The organism is Tritonibacter litoralis (assembly GCF_009496005.1).
Classification (GTDB): Bacteria; Pseudomonadota; Alphaproteobacteria; order Rhodobacterales; family Rhodobacteraceae; genus Epibacterium; species Epibacterium litoralis.
In genome coordinates, this window is sequence record NZ_WIBF01000008.1 from 108,322 (window position 1) to 126,633 (window position 18,312).

The window sequence follows — 18,312 nt, forward strand, 5'->3', positions numbered from 1 at the left end:
GAGCATCTGTCGTTTCGTGTATCTCGATTGAGCAAGCTTATGGACAATCACTCCGCCAAAAACATCCGACACCCGCAACTGAACCTGACCGATTACCGGATCTTGTTGGTGCTGGACTTGTTTCACGAAACCAGCGCGGCGGATTTGTCGCGTATTATGGTGATTGATCGGGCGCAGATCAGCCGCTCTGTGGCGGCGTTGCGTACAGGTGCATTTCTGGAAGAGCGCACAGATCCCAAGAACAAGCGGCGCAAGCTGTTGCGGCTCTCGGCAAAAGGGACAGACGCGCTGTCCGGTGAACAGCCGTTTTTTTCTGCGCGCCAAGCTGAGTTCGAGGACCTGCTGAGCCCGGACGAGCTGGCTGGGCTGACGGCTGCGATTGACAAGCTTTCACGGCATTTGGCGCAGGAACTTGGCGAACCGCAGGCCATTCCGGCGTCAGAACAGCAAAAGCCCTGACCCAACAAACGGGTAAGGGCAAAAGGCTTAAATTACTTGCCCGCCTTCAAGACACCGCGCTGAATTTGATCGGCCTCAATGGATTCAAACAACGCCTGGAAGTTGCCTTCGCCAAAGCCATCATCGCCTTTGCGCTGAATGAACTCGAAGAAGATCGGGCCAATCACGGTTTTGGAGAAGATCTGCAGCAAAATCCGGGTCATGCCGCCATCCACAACGCCTTCGCCGTCAATCAGAATGCCGTGATCCTTCATCCGTTCAATGGGCTCTTCGTGCCCAGTGACGCGATCATGGGACATGTCGTAATAGGTGTTCGGCGGCTTCGGCATGAACTTGATTCCATTTTCTGAAATCTCATCCACCGCGTCATAGATCCCCTCGGTCCCGACAGCGATATGCTGGATGCCTTCGCCCTTGTAACGGCGCAGGTATTCTTCGATCTGGCTTTTATCGTCCTTGCTTTCGTTGATCGGGATACGGATCTTGCCGTCTGGCGAGGTCAACGCGCGCGAAAACAGCCCGGTCTGCTGGCCTTTGATGTCAAAGAAGCGGATTTCTTTGAAGTTGAAAGCCTTGGCGTAAAAATCATACCAGGTCGACATATTGCCACGCTGGACGTTGTGTGTGAGGTGGTCGAGGTAATAGAAACTCGCGCCCTTTGGCTTGGGGTCTTCTTCGCCCAGCCAGTCAAATTCAGCACTATAGCAGGAGCCTTTGTCGCCATAAGTGTCGACAAAATACAAAAGCGACCCGCCGATGCCGACAACAGCCGGAACATCCATTGATTTTCCGGGGCCGGTGTATTCTTTGGCACCGTAGTCCAGCGCGCACTTCAGCGCGTGTTGGGCATCCACTACCCGCCAGGCCATTGCCGGCGCACAGGGACCATGTGCTTCGACAAATTCGGCAGCGTGGCTTCCGGCTTCGCGGTTGATGAGATAATTGATGTCCCCTTGACGATACAGGGAAATATCCCTGGTCTTGTGTCGCGCCACCTCAACATAGCCCATCTTTTCAAACAATTCCTCCAGCGCGCCTGCGTCTGGATGGGCGAATTCTACAAATTCAAACCCGTCGGTTCCGGCAATATTGTTTTCATCGATGGTGGCTTTGGGTGCGTCATGTGGAAAAGGACCCATGGTCGTTCCTCCATTGCTGGTCGCGCTGACGTGCCCTTGACGCGACAAACAAACTCCCGGCCCGCGGGGATCCGCCACGAATAATGGGGATCAGGGGCATCTTTTCCAATATGTGTTGACTTGTCAACATTTATGATCGCCTAAAACCGAAATCAAAACGCAAAACCGCCGCACCCAATCGGGGCGGCGGTCTGTGACTATTCGTGGCTTGAGGTGGGTCAGAGCGTCACACGGCTTCCGTTCGCGCGGGCAGAGGCGGCCATTGCATGGATCACCTTCTCAAACCCAAGCGCGTCCGCGAAATTCGGATGCGCGTCAGTACCGGTTTGGATCGCATCCACAAATCGCGCAGCTTCGATGATTTTGAGATCATTGAACCCAAGCTGATGGCCAGGGGCCGGGCAAAACTGACCATAGGGGCCGTGTTCCGGACCAGTTAAAATGGTTTTAAACCCCTGTGTCCTCTTGGGGCCTTCATTCACATATAGCTGCAATTCGTTCATGCGTTCTTGGTCAAAACACAGCATCCCCTTGGTGCCGTGAACCTCCCAAGCCAGGCGGTTCTTGCGGCCCCATGCAGAGCGAGAGGTGGACAGCGAGCCCTGAACGCCGCTGGCAAATCGCACCAGCGCAGTTGCGGTGTCTTCATTTTCAACCGTTGCTGCGCCAGTCCCATCTGCAAGAGGGCGCGTTTCATGGACAGTCTGCATGTCCGCAATCAGGCTTTCAACCGGGCCACAGAGGCCATAGGCCATTGAGACCAGATGGCACCCAAGATCGCCCAATGTGCCAAGGCCTGCATCGGCAAGTTTTGCACGCCAGGTCCAGGCCAGGTTGGGGTCTGCCTGATAATCCTCATCCACCCAGCCGCGGAAATGAACAATGCGGCCAATGATGCCATCTTTGATCAGCTGCTGCGCGTGGGTGAAGGCCGGGTTGTGAATATAGTTATACCCAACCATTGTCTGCACGCCTTGCGTAGCGGCGGCCTTTGACATTTCTTGCGCCTCGGCCAGGGTGAGGGCCATCGGTTTCTCGCACCACACATGTTTTCCAGCATGGATGGCGGCCAGAGCCATCTCTTTGTGCAGGTGGTTCGGCGTTGTGATTGAAACAACGTCGACATTGGGATCCGCCACTGCCGCTTGCCAGTCCTCCGTTGCGCGGGCAAAACCAAATTGGGCTTGCGTGGCCTGCGCCTGTGCAAGGGGCATATCACACAGCAGTTCCAATTGGATCTCGCGCGCGCCGCCCATAACCGCGCGCAAGTTGCGCCACGCAAGCGCATGTGTTTTGCCCATAAAGCCGGTGCCGACCAGGGCTACATTTAACGGTGTTCCCATGTGCTCCTCCCCAAAAGCTCCTCCTGAGATTCATCGTGGAATTTTCATTCCAATATCGCTATCCTGCTTCCATGACGTTCTGTCAATGACTTTCAGGAGATGCCCATGACCGCGCGGCTGGCCCCAAAAAACATCGATGAATTTAATGCCCGGCTTAAGGACGTGTCGCAGGATCTTCCAAAACGCATGAAGCAATGCGCAACCTATGTGGCCGAAAACACCGAACGAATTGCAGTCTCGACCGTTGCGGAAATGGCAAGTGCGGCAGGTGTTCAGCCGTCGGCCATGATGCGGTTTTGTTCCGTCATGGGGTTTGCGGGCTTTAGCGAAATGCAAAAGCTGTTTCGAACTGCCTATTCTCCGGGGCTACCGGATTACACCACACGGTTGGCCAATCTGCGCGAGCGCGGCGCAGATAGTCCAGCGTCTTTGCTGGCGGAATTTGTGGATGCGGGTCGTATGTCATTGGAAAATCTCGCTAATGTTGTGGATCCGAGAGTTCTGGATGAGGCCGTCGTGTCTTTGTCTGGGGCACAGATGATTCACGTCGTGGGCTTTCGAAGAGCTTTTCCGGTTGCAACCTACCTGACCTATGCATTTGAAAAAATGGAAGTTCCATGCATGTTGCACGAGGGCACAGGTAAGCTTGATCATCGCCATGCTCTGCGGGGAGGGGATGCTGTGATTGCGATTTCATTTGCCCCTTATAGTCAAGAGACAGTGGACCTGGCGCAAGCAGCAGCCGACCGCGGGCTTCCCGTTGTGGCCATTACCGATACTGTCATGAGCCCGCTGCATATCCCGGGCGTGCGGCCCATTTCGGTCTCTGAGGTGGATTTTGGGTCGTTTCGAGCGCTCTCCGCGACGCTTTCGCTTGCGATCACGATTGCCGTGGCCGTTGGATCGCGTCGGGTGGAAAAATAATGGAATAAAACACTTGTATTGCCTCTCAATAGAATGAATATTCCATATGGCGGGAGGGCGGTGATTCCAATTTTCGAACTGGACCACCAGCACAGGAGGAACGTGCAAGGAAGCTTTTCTGCTTTGTAATCTGTGAAACTGCGCCAATCGCGGAGTGGATCGAATTTTGAGCCGAGCAAAAGCTCGGCAGGATAACTGGGAGGAGAATAATATGAAACGAGTATTAGCAGGGGTTGTCACAGCCGCCAGTCTGAGCATGGCTGCGCAAGCCGTTGCGCAAGAGATCATCGTGGTGGCTCATGGCCAAGCGAATGACCCGTTCTGGTCTGTTGTTAAGAACGGCGTGGAAGAGGCTGGCAAGGACACGGGCGCGAACGTTGATTTCCGCTCTCCTGAGACCTTTGATATGGTTGCAATGTCGCAGTTGATTGACGCAGCCGTGAACCAGGAGCCCGACGGTCTGGTCGTGTCGATCCCAGATGCGGACGCGCTTGGCCCGTCAATCGAACGCGCGGTAGAAGCAGGTATCCCCGTGATTTCGATCAACTCTGGTTCTGATGTGTCCAAGGGTCTGGGCGCGCTGCTGCATGTGGGTCAGGACGAATATGATGCGGGCAAGGCTGCGGGCGAGAAGCTTGCGGGCATGGGCGGCACCTCTGCGATCTGTGTGAACCAGGAAGTTGGCAATGTTGCGCTGGATCTGCGCTGCGAGGGTTTCCTTGCGGGATTTGGCGGCACGGGGTCTGTTCTTCCGACCACCAATGACCCGACCGAGGTTGAGGCCAAGGTTGCGGCGGCGCTGTCGTCTGATGAGAGCATCGACACCATCATGGCGCTGGGAGCGTCGACTGCGGGTGAGCCTGCGGTTGCGGCGGCCAAAGCGTCTGGCCGTGATGTGAATGTTGCCACGTTTGATATGTCTGCGCCGTTCCTGCAGTCGATCATGGCGGGCGACGCGGCCTTTGCAATTGACCAGCAGCAGTTCCTGCAGGGGTACCTGGCGGTGAACTTCCTGGCGCTGCACGCCAAATACGGTCTGATGCCGGGTGGCAATGTGCCGTCTGGTCCGAACCTGATCACCGCCGACAAAGCCGGTCAGGTTGTTGATCTGTCGGCCAAGGGCATCCGCTAAGCCCGGGCCGGATTTAATCCGAATGCAACCAAACGGAGCGGCGCGTCAGGCGCCGTTCCTCACTCTGGGAGGAAGACATGAGTGTAACAACTCAAGATGCCGGGGATGAGAGGATCAAGTCTGAACCGCTTCTCACCAAATTGATGAAACGCCCTGAGCTGGGTGCCATCGCGGGCGTGGTCCTTGTATTTCTGTTTTTTGCGATCACGGCGGACCGGTCGATGTTCAGCCTCTCGGGGGTTATGAACTTTATGACCCCTGCCTCGCAGCTGGGGATCCTGGCGATCGGGGCAGCCCTGTTGATGATCGGCGGTGAGTTTGACCTGTCGATTGGCTCGATGGTGGCCTTTGCGGGTCTGTTCTTTGGGGTCTGTGTGGTGAACTGGTCGCTGCCTCTGGTGGTTGCGATCCCGATGACCTTTGTTTTTGCGGCGCTTGTGGGTGCGATCAACGGCAATATCGTGATGCGTTCGGGGCTTCCGTCCTTCATTGTAACGCTGGCGTTCCTGTTTATCCTGCGGGGTCTGTCGCTGGTGGGTCTGAAGCTGGCCACGGGAGGCTCGACCCAGCTGCGCGGCGTGCGCGATGCGATCGAGGGAGACTGGCTTGCGCCGGTGTTCTCGGGCGAGGCCTTTGGCGGCCTGTTTGCCTGGCTGGCGGAGGCGGGTATGATTGCCACCTTCAAAAGCGGTGCGCCCAAGGTGCCTGGCATTCCGGTTGAGATCCTGTGGTTCATCGCAATTGCGCTGGCGGCGACCTACGTGCTGCTGCGCACGCCTGCAGGCAACTGGATCTTTGCGTCGGGCGGGGACAGCAATGCGGCGTCGAATTCCGGTGTTCCGGTGCGCAAGATCAAGGTCTCTCTGTTTATGCTGACGGCCTGCTGTGCGGCTTTGGTGGCGATCATCACGGTGATGGATGCCGGTTCGACCGATGCGCGGCGCGGCTTCCAGAAAGAGTTCGAGGCGATCATCGCGGCGGTGATTGGCGGCTGTCTTCTGACCGGTGGCTATGGTTCTGCGATCGGTGCGTTCTTTGGCTCGATCATCTTTGGCATGGTTGTGATTGGCTTGACCTATACGGATTTTGACCAGGACTGGTTCCAGGTCTTCCTGGGGGCGATGCTTCTGATTGCTGTTCTGTTCAACAATGCGATCCGCAAACGTGTGACAGGGGAGCGCTGATATGACTGAGGATACCAAATTCCACCACGGTGATGCGGCTGATGCTGCGGCTCCGATCGTGCAGATGAAGAACATCGAGAAGCATTTTGGCAATATCATCGCGCTGGCGGGGGTGAGCTTTGATGTGCGCCCCGGTGAATGCCACTGCCTTCTAGGGGACAACGGCGCGGGGAAATCGACGTTTATCAAGACGATGTCGGGGGTTCACAAACCCACCAAAGGGGAGATCCTCTTTGAAGGGAAGCCGATGAACTTCAACAGTCCGCGCGATTCCATGGAGGCCGGGATTGCCACCGTGTTCCAGGATCTGGCGATGATCCCGCTGATGAGCGTGACGCGCAACTTCTTCATGGGGCGCGAGCCCACCAAGGGGCGCGGTTTGCTGAAGCGCTTTGATGTGGAGCACGCCAATGATGTCTGCGTGGAAGAGATGCGCAAGATGGGCATCAACCTGCGCGGTCCCGATCAGGCGGTTGGCACGTTGTCGGGGGGCGAGCGCCAGACGGTTGCCATTGCGCGTGCGGTTTATTTTGGCGCCAAGGTTCTGATCCTGGATGAGCCGACCTCGGCCCTTGGGGTGCGTCAGACCTCCAATGTTCTGGCCACCATCGACAAGGTGCGCAACCAGGGCGTGGGCGTTGTCTTTATCAGCCACAACGTGCGCCATGCGCTTGCGGTGGGGGATCGGTTTACGGTTCTTAATCGCGGCAAGACGCTTGGCACGGCCAAACGGGGGGAGATCACCCCGAACGAGCTGCAGGATCTGATGGCGGGCGGGCAGGAGCTTGCGCAGCTGGAAGGGTCGCTTGAGGGCACGATCTGACACGGCGGATCGGGCAGAGACAACCCGCAGCCTGACCCCTCCTCCCGAAGGGCAGGCGATGCGGGGGCGCGGGGAGGGGTGCTGCTTCTCCCCGCCGCAAAGACGGCACAAGAGGGCCAGGGCGGGCGCAGCGGGGACGGATCCCGCAGCCTGCACCGCCTGGGATACGGAAACTTTTGAAGTCCTGAAGAGGAAAAGACCATGCACAAGCATCTCGATGTGATCACCATCGGGCGGTCCTCGGTCGACCTTTACGGCGCGCAGATCGGTGGGCGGCTGGAGGATATGTCCTCCTTTAACAAATACATCGGCGGCTCGCCCACGAATATTGCGGCGGGCACGGCGCGCCTGGGGCTGAAATCGGCGCTGATCACCCGGGTGGGCGACGAACATATGGGCCGCTTCATCCGCGAGGAGCTGGCGCGTGAGGGGGTGGACACCACCGGTGTGATCACCGACCCCGAGCGTCTGACGGCGCTGGTGCTTCTGGGCATTCGCGACCAGGAACAGTTCCCGTTGATCTTTTACCGCGAGAACTGCGCCGATATGGCGCTGAGCGCGGATGACATTGATCCGGATTTTATCGCTTCGGCCAAGGCGGTGGTGGCCACGGGCACCCATCTGAGCCATCCGAATGTGGAGGCGGCGACGCTGAAGGCGCTGCACCTGGCCCGTGAAAGCGGCGCGCAGACGGCGCTGGATATTGATTACCGCCCGAACCTCTGGGGGGTTGCGGGCCATGGCGAGGGTGAGAGCCGGTTTGTCGAAAGCCAGGCGGTCACCGAGAAGCTGCAGTCGACGCTGCATCTGTTTGACCTGATTGTGGGCACCGAGGAAGAGTTCCATATCGCCGGGGGCACCACCGATACAATTGCGGCCCTGCGCGCGGTGCGCCAGGTGTCGGCTGCGACGCTGGTGTGCAAACGCGGTCCGATGGGGGCTGTGGCCTTTGGCGGTGACATTCCCGACAGTCTGGATGACGGCGAAAGCGGTCCGGGCTTTCCGATCGACGTGTTCAATGTGCTGGGGGCCGGGGACGGGTTTATGTCCGGCCTGCTGAAGGGCTGGATCGAGGGGGAAGACTGGCCCACCGCGCTGACCTATGCCAATGCCTGTGGCGCTTTTGCGGTCAGCCGCCATGGCTGTACCCCGGCCTATCCCAGCTGGGAGGAGTTGCAGTTTTTCCTGAAGCGCGGGGTCAAGGAGAAGGCGCTGCGCAAGGATCTCGAGCTGGAGCAGCTGCATTGGTCCACCAACCGCAAGGGCGACTGGTCCAGCATGCGGGTCTTTGCCTATGACCACCGCATGCAGCTGGAAGAGCTGGAGGGTGCGACAGACGCCAAGATCGGCAGCTTCAAGGAGCTGTGTCTGGAGGCGACCGCGGCGGTGGCCAAAGGGCAGCCCGGCTATGGTCTGTTGTGTGACAGCCGCCTGGGGCGCGATGCGCTTTATAAGGCGGCGGGCCAGGGGTTGTGGATCGGCCACCCGGTGGAATGGCCCGGTTCACGGCCGCTGCGGCTGGAGCCTGAGATCGGCGCCGATTTTGGTGGGCTGAATGAATGGCCGCTGGAACATGTGGTGAAGGTTCTGTGTTTTTATCACCCCGATGACACGGATGAGATGAAGGCCGACCACGAAGACACGATCAAACGCCTGTTTGAAGCCTGTCGCCGCAACCGGCTGGAGATGCTGCTGGAGGTGATCCCCTCCAAGGCGGGTCCGGTGAATGACACCACAACGGCCGAGGTGATCCAGCGGTTTTACGATATTGGCGTCTACCCTGACTGGTGGAAGCTGGAGCCGATGACCACATCTGCGGCCTGGGAGGCCACGGTGGCGGCGATCACCCGCAATGATGCCAACACCCGGGGTATTGTGATCCTGGGGCTTGCGGCGTCCGAGGCGGATCTGGCGGCCAGTTTTGAAGTGGCGGCGGCCTATCCGCTGGTCAAGGGCTTTGCGGTGGGGCGTACCATTTTTGGCGATGCGGCCAAGGCCTATATGACCGGGGAGATCTCGGACGCGGATGCGGTGGCCGATATGGCGGGCAAATATCAGCGTCTTTGTGAGATCTGGGACACAGCGCGTCAGACGGCAGAGGGCAAGGCCCAGTGGCCGAGTAACGAAGGATAAGAGCGATGAGCAAGACGATCCGACTGACAGCGGCGCAGGCGATGGTGCGCTATCTTCAGGCGCAGCTGACCGAGACCGGAGAGCCCTTTATTGCGGGCTGTTGGGCGATCTTTGGCCATGGGAATGTGGCCGGGATTGGCGAGGCGCTTTATGACGCGCGCGAAACCTTCCAGACCTGGCGTGGCCATAACGAGCAGACCATGGCCCATGCGGCGATTGCCTATGCCAAACAATCGGGGCGTCAGCGCGCCATGGCGGTGACCTCCTCGATCGGCCCCGGCGCCACCAATCTGGTGACCGCCGCCGCGCTGGCCCATGTGAACCGGCTGCCGCTGCTGCTGATCCCCGGCGACGTATTTGCCAACCGCGGCCCCGATCCCGTGTTGCAGCAGATCGAGGATTTTGGCGATGGCACCATCAGCGCCAATGACTGCTTCAAACCGGTCAGCCGCTATTTTGACCGGATCACCCGGCCCGAGCAGCTGCTGACCGCGCTGCCGCGCGCCTTTGCCACGATGACCGATTCGGCCGATTGCGGCCCGGTGACCCTGGCGTTCTGTCAGGATGTGCAGGCCGAAGCCTATGATTACCCGGAGGCGTTCTTTGAGCCCAAGACCTGGTATCAGCGTCGCATCCGCCCTGATGCGGGTGAGCTGGCCCGTGTGGCCGCGGCGCTGAAGGCGGCCAAAGCCCCGGTGATTGTGGCCGGGGGCGGCGTGCATTACGCGGGCGCAACCGAGGATCTGAAAGCCTTTGCCGAGGCGCATCAGATCCCGGTGGTGGAAAGCCAGGCGGGGAAATCTGCGCTGGCCTGGGATCATCCGCTGAACCTCGGCCCGGTGGGGGTGACGGGGGCGTCCTCGGCCAATACGGTCTGCGCGGCTGCGGATCTGGTTCTGGGTGTGGGCACGCGGTTCCAGGATTTTACCACCGGCTCCTGGGCGCTGTTCCAGAACCCGGAGCGCCAGCTCGTTAGCCTCAATGTGGCGGCCTATGATGCGGTGAAACACGGCGCTCTGCCCATGCAGGCAGATGCCAAAGTGGGCCTTGCAGAGCTGAGCGCGGCCCTGGGAACACATGTGTTCAAGGCGCCGTCGCCAGAGCTGAAAACCAGCTGGTTTGCCGCTGTGGATCCGCTGTGTGACGCGCCTGCAGGGGAGGCGGCCAATGCGCTGCCCACCGACCAGCAGGTCATCGGCGCGGTGCAGCGCGCCTCAAACGAGGACACCGTGGTGATGTGTGCCGCAGGCACCATGCCCGGCGAATTGCACAAACTCTGGAAAGCGCCGCGCCCCGGGGCCTATCATATGGAATACGGTTATTCCTGCATGGGCTATGAGGTGGCAGGCGCCATGGGCATCAAAATGGCCCAGCCCGAGCGTGACGTGATCTGCATGGTCGGAGATGGGTCCTACATGATGGCCAACTCGGAACTGGCCACCGCCTGTATGATGGGGATCAAGATCACCCTGGTGATCACCGACAACCGCGGCTACGGCTGTATCAACCGGCTGCAGATGGGCACCGGTGGGGCAGAGTTCAACAACCTCTTGGAACACAGCTACCATGTGAACCCCTCCGACATCGACTTTGTCGCCCATACCGCCGCCATGGGCGCCACGTCTGAGAAGGTCAAAACCATCGCCGAGCTGGAACAGGCGCTCAGCCGCGCCCAAACTGCGGACGGGCCATATGTGGTTGTGATCGACACAAATCCTTATCCGTCTACGCCGGATGGCGGGCATTGGTGGGATGTGGCTGTGCCCGAAGTGTCCAATCGCCAAGAGGTTCAAGAGGCGCGCAAAGCCTATGAGGCGGCGATGCTGCGGCGATTGAATTGATCACGCGACACAGGCGTTAAGCGCCTAGACATCCCTTCTGTCTATGATCCTTCATAAGGAGAACCACCGGCGCATTGGTATTGCTCCGGTGGTTTCTTGTATGTTTCGAACGGACCCGCTCTGGTCAGTTTGGATGATTTCTGATTTAGGTGGCTATTAGTGATATTCAGTGCCGGAGCAGCAGCCCTTTGTATGAGCCAAGAAAACCAATGACCTCTGAGACCGAGTTCACGCCAAACGGCGAAAATACGCGCCTGTTGCGTGATGCGTTTGGTCGGTTCGCAACCGGGGTGACTGTGGTGACCGTTGGACATGCGGATGGGCCTGTTGCAATTACTGCAAACAGTTTTTCATCCGTATCACTTAATCCGCCGCTTGTTTTATGGTCCGCGCATCGTGCAGCCCGCCGGTTTCCGTATTTTGAAGCGGCAGAGCATTTTGTTGTGCATGTTCTGGCCTCTACCCAGCAAGAACTGTGTTGGAAGGTGGCTGGGGATGCCTATTGCCTGCGGGGGCAGGGGATGCGTGAAAGCGCGCTAGGGGCGCCGGTTTTGGACGGTGCCCTAGCCCGGTTTGAGTGCCGCCGATATGCGGCTTATGACGGTGGTGACCACGTGATTTTTGTCGGAGAGGTCTTACAGGCCTCGCTGCGTGAAGAGGGCCAGGCGCTGGCGTTCTTTAATGGCGATGCCGGAACTTTTGCGCGGGACACGTAAGGCAGAAACATCCAAAGCAGTAAAACGGCGGTGTTGTTACTGCGGCCTCGGCGACACGGTCCATAAAATCATCACAAGCGACAATGGTCGGAATCAGTTAATTTTGTTAACAAAGGGTTAATAAATAAAACTGAGGCAGGACAAGAGCAGATGGAAACGGGCTTTGACGGCGCGTTTGTTATCTCCTGGTCGCAAACAGATATCGATGGCCTTCCGGCGGCGAACCCCGACACATTACAAGTTGGGGCAGCTTGGATGTGGCACGGCGATGCGGTGCGGGTCGATGGCCCGGCCTCTGCGTTGCGATGGGATGAGGCAAAGGCAGACACTGAGCGCCGGACGCGCGCGGCGCATGTGGTGCGCAAACTAGTGGGCACAGCCTTGGGGCAAACCTCAGCTGCGGAGACCGCACGGGATGATGCCCTGATGCGCGACAGCTGTTTTGTAGTCACCAATGGGGTTCACAGCTTTTCGGTCACGTTAATTGACGTTGGCCGCAACACCGCGCCCTTGTTGTTGTTCTTTGGCGATGCGCCGCCGCGTAACACCGAGTTGTGGGTCGTGCATGTGGCCCTGGACCCGATACGGTTTGGCGCAGCGCCCGAACAAAACGGCGTCATCTGCTTTACACCTGGGACACAGATTGCAACGCCAACGGGGCCTAGGTTGGTGCAAGACCTGCGTGCAGGTGATCTGTTGCTGACACGGGACAATGGGCCACAGCCCTTGCGTTGGGTCGGCGGACGACGGATGAGCGGCGCGCGGCTGTACGTCATGCCATCGCTCAGGCCCATTCGTTTGCGCGCTGGGGCGCTGGGGATCGACCGCCCCGAAGAAGAATTGCTGGTCTCTCCCGAACATCGGCTTTTGATCAAGGGCGGCAATGTACAGGCCTTGTTTGGCACGCCCGAAGTTATGGTGGCTGCCCGTGATCTGGTGAATGATCGCACTGTCATTGTGGATCATGATGTGCGGCAGGTGACCTATGTTCACTTGCTCTTGGAAGGGCATCAGGTGATCTGGGCCAATGGTGTCGAGACTGAGAGCTTTCACCCGGCGTCGGCCTCACTTGACGCGCTGGACGAAAAAGATCGCGCACGGCTTGTGACCGAGCTGCCGGATGTGATGGAGAACCCGATGGGGTTTGGATCCTTTGTGCGGCGCAATTTGACCCGCTCCGAGGCGGCGATTTTGCTGCAAGAGGTGGCGTGACCGCGGACTGAGGTTCAAATTGCGGTTTTGGTCCGGAAACCGGTTGACTCCGGCTCGCAATCCTTTAGAAGCGCGGCTTCATTGGTGTTGGTGGCCCCCGCAAGGGGATGCCTGTCATGGATGTGGTTCAAGGCGCAAGCTTTGAGTTCGTTCAAGAGGACAACGCCCTTCATAGTGGCCTTTTCGGGCCTCGATATATCGAAGGAGATCAGCGTATGACTAAACGTACCGCTGCCAAGTATAAAATTGACCGCCGTATGGGCGAAAACATCTGGGGCCGTCCGAAGTCCCCGCTGAACCGTCGTGAATATGGCCCTGGCCAGCACGGTCAGCGCCGCAAAGGCAAACTGTCCGACTTCGGTATCCAGCTGCGTGCCAAACAGAAGCTGAAAGGCTACTACGGCGACCTGACCGAGAAACAGTTCCGTCGCATCTATGCTGACGCTGAGCGCGTAAAAGGCGATACTGGTGAAAACCTGATCGGCCTGCTGGAGCGCCGTCTGGACGCTGTTGTTTACCGCGCGAAATTCGTGCCGACCGTTTTTGCGGCGCGCCAGTTCGTGAACCACGGCCACGTGGAAGTAAACGGCAAGAAAGTGAACATCCCGTCCTATCGCGTCAAAGAAGGCGACGTGATCTCGGTTCGCGACAAATCCAAGCAACTGGCGATCGTTCTGGAAGCTGTTCAGCTGCCCGAGCGTGATGTTCCGGACTACATGGAAGTTGACCACGCCAAGCTGACCGCGACTTTTGTGCGCGCACCTTCTCTGGCCGACGTTCCTTACCCGGTCGTTATGGAGCCAAACCTGGTTGTTGAATTCTACGCGAAGAACTAATCTTCGCCGACATCGACAGAGTTTCGAAAGGGTCGCCTTGGGGCGGCCCTTTTTGCGTTACAGGCCTTGGGCACGGGCAGGAAATTAACGGGATTGCAAAGTCCACTCTAAATTTCATAAAGTTTTCGACAATTGAGATTAGAGGCATCCTGGCGGCGTCGCCGCATGTAAAATGCCCAGACATTTAGGGAGTTACGATGAAACGTTTGACGATGGGGCTGAGCCTGGCGTTTGGTATGTGCGCGCAATTGGCTATGGCTGCGCCGCTGGTGCTGCAACCGGCAAACCCACAGCCCAGCAATCTGAAGCCCGGCTTGGGTGTGCGCTATGCCTATCCTGCGGATGTGAAAAACCTGAAACAGGCCGCAAACGCTCTGCGGTACAAAGTAGAGAAGGGAGCGCCGTTGGCCGGGCTGGATCACCGCGATACGGACATCGGTGAAAACGTGATGACTTCATCGCGGTCAGAGCGTGTTGTGGCCGACATCAGCGGCTTCGTGCGTTTTGATGCGCCGGGTCGCTATACCATCGATTTCCTGACCAACGACGGGCTGCGGGCCACGATCGGTGGGCAGGTCGTAGGCGAGTTTGATGGCCGTCAGCCCTGCGAAGAAACCTTTGCGGTTGAGGTCGAGGTCCCAAAAGCGGGATGGTATCCACTGCAAGCGCTGTATTTTCAACGCATGAATACAGCCTGTTTGCATATGCGCATGGGACCTGAGGGCAAACGTCCAAAGTGGATGCCCGATTCAGCTTTTGGTCACTAAGCCACCTTCCAGTCACAGCGGAAGGGGACGCCCTTCCGCTATGGCTTCCATCGCGAAATAGGACGTGACGCTGTCCAGCTCAACACCCGCGATGAGCCGCTGGTAGACTTGGTCATAACTGGGCATATCCTGCGTCACGACTTTCAACTGATAGTCATAATCGCCACCGATCCGGTGGAAATCCACCACCTCAGGGATGGTCAGGACATGGCGGCGGAAGGCGGCCAGCCAATCTGCTGAGTGATGGCGGGTGCGCAACATCACAAAGACGACCAGATCCAATCCCAAAGCCTGCCGGTCAATGCGGGCTGTGGTTCCCTGCAACACGCCACGCTCATCCAATGTGCGCAGCCGTCGCCAGCAGGTATTCTGTGACAGATTGAGTTGATCGGCCAATTCCCGTTGGGAGAGGCTGGCATCCGCTTGCAGCGCTTTCAAAAGCGCGCGGTCGATATGATCGATATTCTCGGGCATTCCCAATCATATGAACGAACAAATACGAAAAGCAATATGAAATTGAGGGAACTATTTGCGTCTTTGGCGATCAGAATGAGGGAAACACGATGGAGTGCCCCAATGCCCTTTTCCGCCTTCAAGGCCAAGCTTGCGCAATATGTTTCGGCAGAGACCCTCAGCAATGATCTCATCGGTGAAGGTGTGATGATCCCCGGCCTTACCGGGGATGTGCCCTTGGTCTATGCGGATTATGTGGCATCGGGCCGTGCGATGAAGGTCGTGGAGGATTTTATCACGACGAAGGTTCTGCCGTTTTACGCCAACTCCCATACAGAGGCGTCCTTTTGCGGTGAATACGTCACCCAGTTGCGCCGCGCCGCCCGGGCAGAGATTGGGACAGCCTGCGGCGCGATGGAGGAGGATGTGGTGGTCTTTGCCGGATCGGGGGCGACAGCTGGTTTAAACCGTCTGGTGAACCTTTTTGGTGTGAATGAGGCGCAGAACCCGGTCGTCTTTATCGGGCCATATGAGCATCATTCCAACATCCTGCCCTGGCGCGAAAGCCGGGCCAAAGTGGTTGAGATTCCCGAAGGTGAAAGTGGCGGCGTGGATTTGGCTGCGTTGGAGCAGGCTCTGAAGGCTCATAAGACGAGCGATCTGATGATCGGCAGCTTCTCGGCAGCTTCGAATGTCACCGGGATCATCACCGATCCAGATCCCGTGTCCCGGCTGCTTCGCACGTATGGCGCGCGCGTGATCTGGGATTATGCAGGGGCGGGGCCTTATCTGCCCATCGATATGGGGGGCAGGGGTGCGGTGCGCAAAGACGCGGTGGTGATCTCTCCTCATAAGTTTCCGGGAGGGCCGGCGGCATCGGGTGTGTTCATCGTGAATCAATCTGCGGTGCGGCGGCAAACGCCAAGCTGGCCCGGCGGCGGAACGGTTCGGTTTGTCTCGCCGTGGCGGCATGACTACAGCGACGATCTTGCCGCGCGAGAAGAGGCGGGAACGCCCAATGTGATCGGCGACATTCGGGCGGCGCTTGCCTTTTTGGTGAAAGAGGCGGTGGGCCATAAAACAATTGCCACAACCGAGGCCCGATTTGTCCAGATGACCCGCGACGCCTGGGGCGACCATCCTCAGATTACGATTCTTGGCCATGAGACGGCCCCGCGGCTGCCGATCTTTTCCTTCCAGATCAGTGATCGTGACGGGGCTGCGATTCATCAGCAGCTGTTTACGCGCATGTTGAGCGATATCTACGGTATTCAGGCCCGCGGTGGCTGCGCCTGTGCGGGACCCTATGCGCATCGTTTGTTGAACATCGACGCGCAGAGCTCAAACTTGCTGATTGCCCGTCTTGATGCCGGAAGTGAACTGGATAAACCCGGCTGGGTGCGGTTGAACTTTTCCTATTTGATGTCTGAAGACACAGTGAAATACATTCTCGACAGTGTGATCGAACTGGCGGAAACTGCGCATCACCATGTTCAATTTTATCAGGCGGATCCAACAACGGCACGCTTCAAAGCGGCGGGTTAGGCCGCATCAGGCGGGAAATTCCCCGTAACACAGTGATGACAGCCTGTATGCGCCATGGCAGAGTTTCCATGTTGTTTTTGTGTGGAGCATTGTTATGGCGCTCAGTCTGTCCGCCCCTGTGGGGGATAAGAAACGTATTACCAAAAGTGATCCCAAGACCGGCACCAGTAAGTTCAAGCCGGTTAAAAACGCACCGGCTGATGTTAAGCTGGTGCAGTTGATGCTGAAAGCGAACGGGTATTCCAATATTCAGATTTCCGGCAAATGTGATGCTGGGCTGATCAAGTTGATCCGGGATTTTCAGTCCAAGAAAGTGGGATACAAGAAACCCGACGGAATTGTTGATCCGGGCCTTGGCACCTGGAAAACGGGTCTGCCCAAGCTGCAAAAACAGCTGGCTGAGGATCAGAAAGTCGAGGTTTATGAGATCAAGGAAGAGGGCAAGACCAAACAGGTCAAGGTCAATGAATTCCTGGCCGGAGAAAAAGCCCTGCGGCATGAGGTCTTGTCCAAAGCCAATATGATGTATGGCCAGGCCGAAACTTGGGTGGATTTCTGCAACGATGTTGAGAAAACCCGCCAGGCCGAGGAAGGCATGATGATGGCGATCGTGGAGTTCACCATGTCGACCGTCAACAGTGACACCGATCCGCCGTGGAGCGCCATTTTGAAAGCGCGGTCCGAAGCTTCTTCGTTGCAATCTTTGGTGAAACGGGACCGGCCGGACTGGAAGAAGGTCCAGAAGCAGGATGCCAAGGCGACCAAAGCCTATAATGACGGGCAAAAGGCGTTCAAGAAGTTCATCGACGCCCGGATCGGCACCGCAAGCAATGCGATCTTTACGCTAGAAATTGTACGCGAGACCTCCTTTACCGTGATCGAGGTCTATGCAACCGCCCGTCTGATGGCGACCAAGGGGATGGACCCCTGGAAAGCCCATGCCATTGCGAGCGCCGGAACCGAAGCGATGAAATCGAGCGCCGGTCAGCTTGGTGAATATTTGGCAGGCAACAAGGTGACATGGGAGGGCGCAGCCAAGAAGGTTGCCACCGATACCTTCTTTGCGGCTTTGGCCGGTGCCGCGGGCGGAAAGCTGGGCGGTGCATTCCTCAAAGGGGTTGCGGGCAAGGTTGCGGCGCAATTGCCGTCCAAAGCGTTCCAGACCTTTTCGCAAAAAGCGCTCACCCAATTTATGGAGAAGATGTTCACAACTGCGGTTGGCCAAGAGCTGATCAATAACGCAGCCAAAGAAACCATCATGCTGTTCAAACCTTTGGTCGAAAAAGGCCGCCCCCCCAATCAGAAAGAAGTTCTGGATGGCATTGTCAAAACGCTGACCGGTGGTTTGATGAAAGCGGCACCAATGAAAAACGTCAGCGAGTTTGCAGGCAATTATATGTCAAACACGCAGAACTGGATGCTGAAAAAACTGATCCCTTCGACAATGGATGGCATGGTCAAAAAGGAACTGGCCAAGAAATACGGCGCGGATGTCGTAGACGCATTTGCGGAAAAACACGGGCCCAAGATCTATAAGGACATTGCGGATTCCGTGAACAGCAAAACGATCATCCAATTCGCCAACGATATTCTGGGTGGATCTGACGGCAGCAAATCCGGCAAATCCATGCAGAAATCCATGGAAGAGGCGATGCGCAAAGACGCCAACCTGCGCAAGGAGATTGCGGCGATGATCCAGAAAAAAGCGGATGCGGAACTGAAAAAAATGGCCAAAGCGGGGTAGGACGCGCAGTCTTGCGGGTTTTCCATTTGTTGTGGTGTCGATATGACTGGTGCGATAAAAG

16 protein-coding genes are annotated in these 18,312 nt (G+C 57.7%); 13 read left to right on the forward strand and 3 right to left on the reverse strand.

The window, feature by feature from the left end; translation table 11 throughout:
- The first annotated feature begins 39 nt into the window (after window positions 1-39).
- Window positions 40-459, forward strand: coding sequence for a MarR family winged helix-turn-helix transcriptional regulator (locus GFB49_RS13420; protein ID WP_194269345.1), 420 nt, complete (start codon window positions 40-42; stop codon window positions 457-459).
- A 32-nt stretch (window positions 460-491) separates the two neighbouring features.
- On the opposite strand, the gene hppD is transcribed toward GFB49_RS13420, so the two are convergent.
- Both hppD and GFB49_RS13430 read right to left on the reverse strand, forming a co-directional pair.
- Entirely contained in the window at window positions 492-1,598 is a 1,107-nt protein-coding gene (hppD, locus tag GFB49_RS13425; RefSeq protein ID WP_153216400.1) for a 4-hydroxyphenylpyruvate dioxygenase, read from the reverse strand.
- Between the two features lie 218 nt (window positions 1,599-1,816).
- A complete protein-coding gene (locus GFB49_RS13430; RefSeq protein ID WP_153216401.1) occupies window positions 1,817-2,941 on the reverse strand; it encodes a Gfo/Idh/MocA family protein in 1,125 nt (374 codons plus the stop codon).
- 105 nt (window positions 2,942-3,046) lie between these two features.
- On the opposite strand from GFB49_RS13430, the gene GFB49_RS13435 reads away from it, so the two are divergent.
- The 10 genes from GFB49_RS13435 (at window position 3,047) to GFB49_RS13480 (ending at window position 14,509) form a co-directional block, all read left to right on the forward strand.
- Window positions 3,047-3,865, forward strand: coding sequence for a MurR/RpiR family transcriptional regulator (locus tag GFB49_RS13435; RefSeq protein WP_153216402.1), 819 nt, complete (start codon window positions 3,047-3,049; stop codon window positions 3,863-3,865).
- A gap of 256 nt (window positions 3,866-4,121) precedes the next feature.
- Window positions 4,122-4,997, forward strand: a complete 876-nt coding sequence (locus tag GFB49_RS13440; protein ID WP_425505223.1) for a sugar ABC transporter substrate-binding protein — start codon at window positions 4,122-4,124, stop codon at window positions 4,995-4,997.
- Window positions 4,998-5,074: 77 nt separating this feature from the next.
- Window positions 5,075-6,181 carry an ABC transporter permease gene (locus GFB49_RS13445; RefSeq protein WP_153216404.1) on the forward strand — a complete coding sequence of 369 codons (1,107 nt, stop codon included), beginning with the start codon at window positions 5,075-5,077 and terminating at the stop codon, window positions 6,179-6,181.
- 1 nt (window position 6,182) lies between these two features.
- Entirely contained in the window at window positions 6,183-7,004 is an 822-nt protein-coding gene (locus GFB49_RS13450; RefSeq protein WP_153216405.1) for an ATP-binding cassette domain-containing protein, read from the forward strand.
- A 201-nt stretch (window positions 7,005-7,205) separates the two neighbouring features.
- Window positions 7,206-9,137: a bifunctional 5-dehydro-2-deoxygluconokinase/5-dehydro-2-deoxyphosphogluconate aldolase gene (locus GFB49_RS13455; RefSeq protein ID WP_153216406.1), complete on the forward strand. Its 1,932-nt coding sequence runs from the start codon at window positions 7,206-7,208 to the stop codon at window positions 9,135-9,137.
- 5 nt (window positions 9,138-9,142) lie between these two features.
- Window positions 9,143-10,978, forward strand: coding sequence for a 3D-(3,5/4)-trihydroxycyclohexane-1,2-dione acylhydrolase (decyclizing) (gene iolD, locus GFB49_RS13460; RefSeq protein ID WP_153216407.1), 1,836 nt, complete (start codon window positions 9,143-9,145; stop codon window positions 10,976-10,978).
- Window positions 10,979-11,187: 209 nt separating this feature from the next.
- A complete protein-coding gene (locus tag GFB49_RS13465; RefSeq protein WP_153216408.1) occupies window positions 11,188-11,694 on the forward strand; it encodes a flavin reductase family protein in 507 nt (168 codons plus the stop codon).
- A gap of 150 nt (window positions 11,695-11,844) precedes the next feature.
- A complete protein-coding gene (locus GFB49_RS13470) occupies window positions 11,845-12,906 on the forward strand; it encodes a Hint domain-containing protein (RefSeq protein ID WP_153216409.1) in 1,062 nt (353 codons plus the stop codon).
- Window positions 12,907-13,121: 215 nt separating this feature from the next.
- Window positions 13,122-13,742 (forward strand): 30S ribosomal protein S4, encoded by a 621-nt coding sequence (gene rpsD, locus GFB49_RS13475; protein WP_153216410.1) that lies wholly within the window; start codon window positions 13,122-13,124, stop codon window positions 13,740-13,742.
- Window positions 13,743-13,939: 197 nt separating this feature from the next.
- Window positions 13,940-14,509 carry a PA14 domain-containing protein gene (locus tag GFB49_RS13480; RefSeq protein WP_153216411.1) on the forward strand — a complete coding sequence of 190 codons (570 nt, stop codon included), beginning with the start codon at window positions 13,940-13,942 and terminating at the stop codon, window positions 14,507-14,509.
- Window positions 14,510-14,521: 12 nt separating this feature from the next.
- On the opposite strand, the gene GFB49_RS13485 is transcribed toward GFB49_RS13480, so the two are convergent.
- Window positions 14,522-14,983, reverse strand: coding sequence for an Lrp/AsnC family transcriptional regulator (locus GFB49_RS13485; RefSeq protein WP_153216412.1), 462 nt, complete (start codon window positions 14,981-14,983; stop codon window positions 14,522-14,524).
- A 102-nt stretch (window positions 14,984-15,085) separates the two neighbouring features.
- Here GFB49_RS13485 and GFB49_RS13490 point away from each other — a divergent pair, with 102 nt between their 5' ends.
- Both GFB49_RS13490 and GFB49_RS13495 read left to right on the forward strand, forming a co-directional pair.
- On the forward strand, window positions 15,086-16,507 hold the full coding sequence (locus GFB49_RS13490; protein WP_153216413.1) for an aminotransferase class V-fold PLP-dependent enzyme: 1,422 nt from the start codon (window positions 15,086-15,088) through the stop codon (window positions 16,505-16,507).
- Window positions 16,508-16,601: 94 nt separating this feature from the next.
- Window positions 16,602-18,251, forward strand: a complete 1,650-nt coding sequence (locus GFB49_RS13495) for a peptidoglycan-binding domain-containing protein (RefSeq protein WP_153216414.1) — start codon at window positions 16,602-16,604, stop codon at window positions 18,249-18,251.
- Window positions 18,252-18,312: the final 61 nt, after the last annotated feature.

Bases quoted from the DNA above. Each gene is read 5' to 3' on its own strand.
- GFB49_RS13420 (WP_194269345.1), top strand. From the start codon at position 40: ATGGACAATCACTCCGCCAAAAACATCCGACACCCGCAACTGAACCTG.
- hppD (WP_153216400.1), bottom strand. From the start codon at position 1,598: ATGGGTCCTTTTCCACATGACGCACCCAAAGCCACCATCGATGAAAAC.
- GFB49_RS13430 (WP_153216401.1), bottom strand. From the start codon at position 2,941: ATGGGAACACCGTTAAATGTAGCCCTGGTCGGCACCGGCTTTATGGGC.
- GFB49_RS13435 (WP_153216402.1), top strand. From the start codon at position 3,047: ATGACCGCGCGGCTGGCCCCAAAAAACATCGATGAATTTAATGCCCGG.
- GFB49_RS13440 (WP_425505223.1), top strand. From the start codon at position 4,122: ATGGCTGCGCAAGCCGTTGCGCAAGAGATCATCGTGGTGGCTCATGGC.
- GFB49_RS13445 (WP_153216404.1), top strand. From the start codon at position 5,075: ATGAGTGTAACAACTCAAGATGCCGGGGATGAGAGGATCAAGTCTGAA.
- GFB49_RS13450 (WP_153216405.1), top strand. From the start codon at position 6,183: ATGACTGAGGATACCAAATTCCACCACGGTGATGCGGCTGATGCTGCG.
- GFB49_RS13455 (WP_153216406.1), top strand. From the start codon at position 7,206: ATGCACAAGCATCTCGATGTGATCACCATCGGGCGGTCCTCGGTCGAC.
- iolD (WP_153216407.1), top strand. From the start codon at position 9,143: ATGAGCAAGACGATCCGACTGACAGCGGCGCAGGCGATGGTGCGCTAT.
- GFB49_RS13465 (WP_153216408.1), top strand. From the start codon at position 11,188: ATGACCTCTGAGACCGAGTTCACGCCAAACGGCGAAAATACGCGCCTG.
- GFB49_RS13470 (WP_153216409.1), top strand. From the start codon at position 11,845: ATGGAAACGGGCTTTGACGGCGCGTTTGTTATCTCCTGGTCGCAAACA.
- rpsD (WP_153216410.1), top strand. From the start codon at position 13,122: ATGACTAAACGTACCGCTGCCAAGTATAAAATTGACCGCCGTATGGGC.
- GFB49_RS13480 (WP_153216411.1), top strand. From the start codon at position 13,940: ATGAAACGTTTGACGATGGGGCTGAGCCTGGCGTTTGGTATGTGCGCG.
- GFB49_RS13485 (WP_153216412.1), bottom strand. From the start codon at position 14,983: ATGCCCGAGAATATCGATCATATCGACCGCGCGCTTTTGAAAGCGCTG.
- GFB49_RS13490 (WP_153216413.1), top strand. From the start codon at position 15,086: ATGCCCTTTTCCGCCTTCAAGGCCAAGCTTGCGCAATATGTTTCGGCA.
- GFB49_RS13495 (WP_153216414.1), top strand. From the start codon at position 16,602: ATGGCGCTCAGTCTGTCCGCCCCTGTGGGGGATAAGAAACGTATTACC.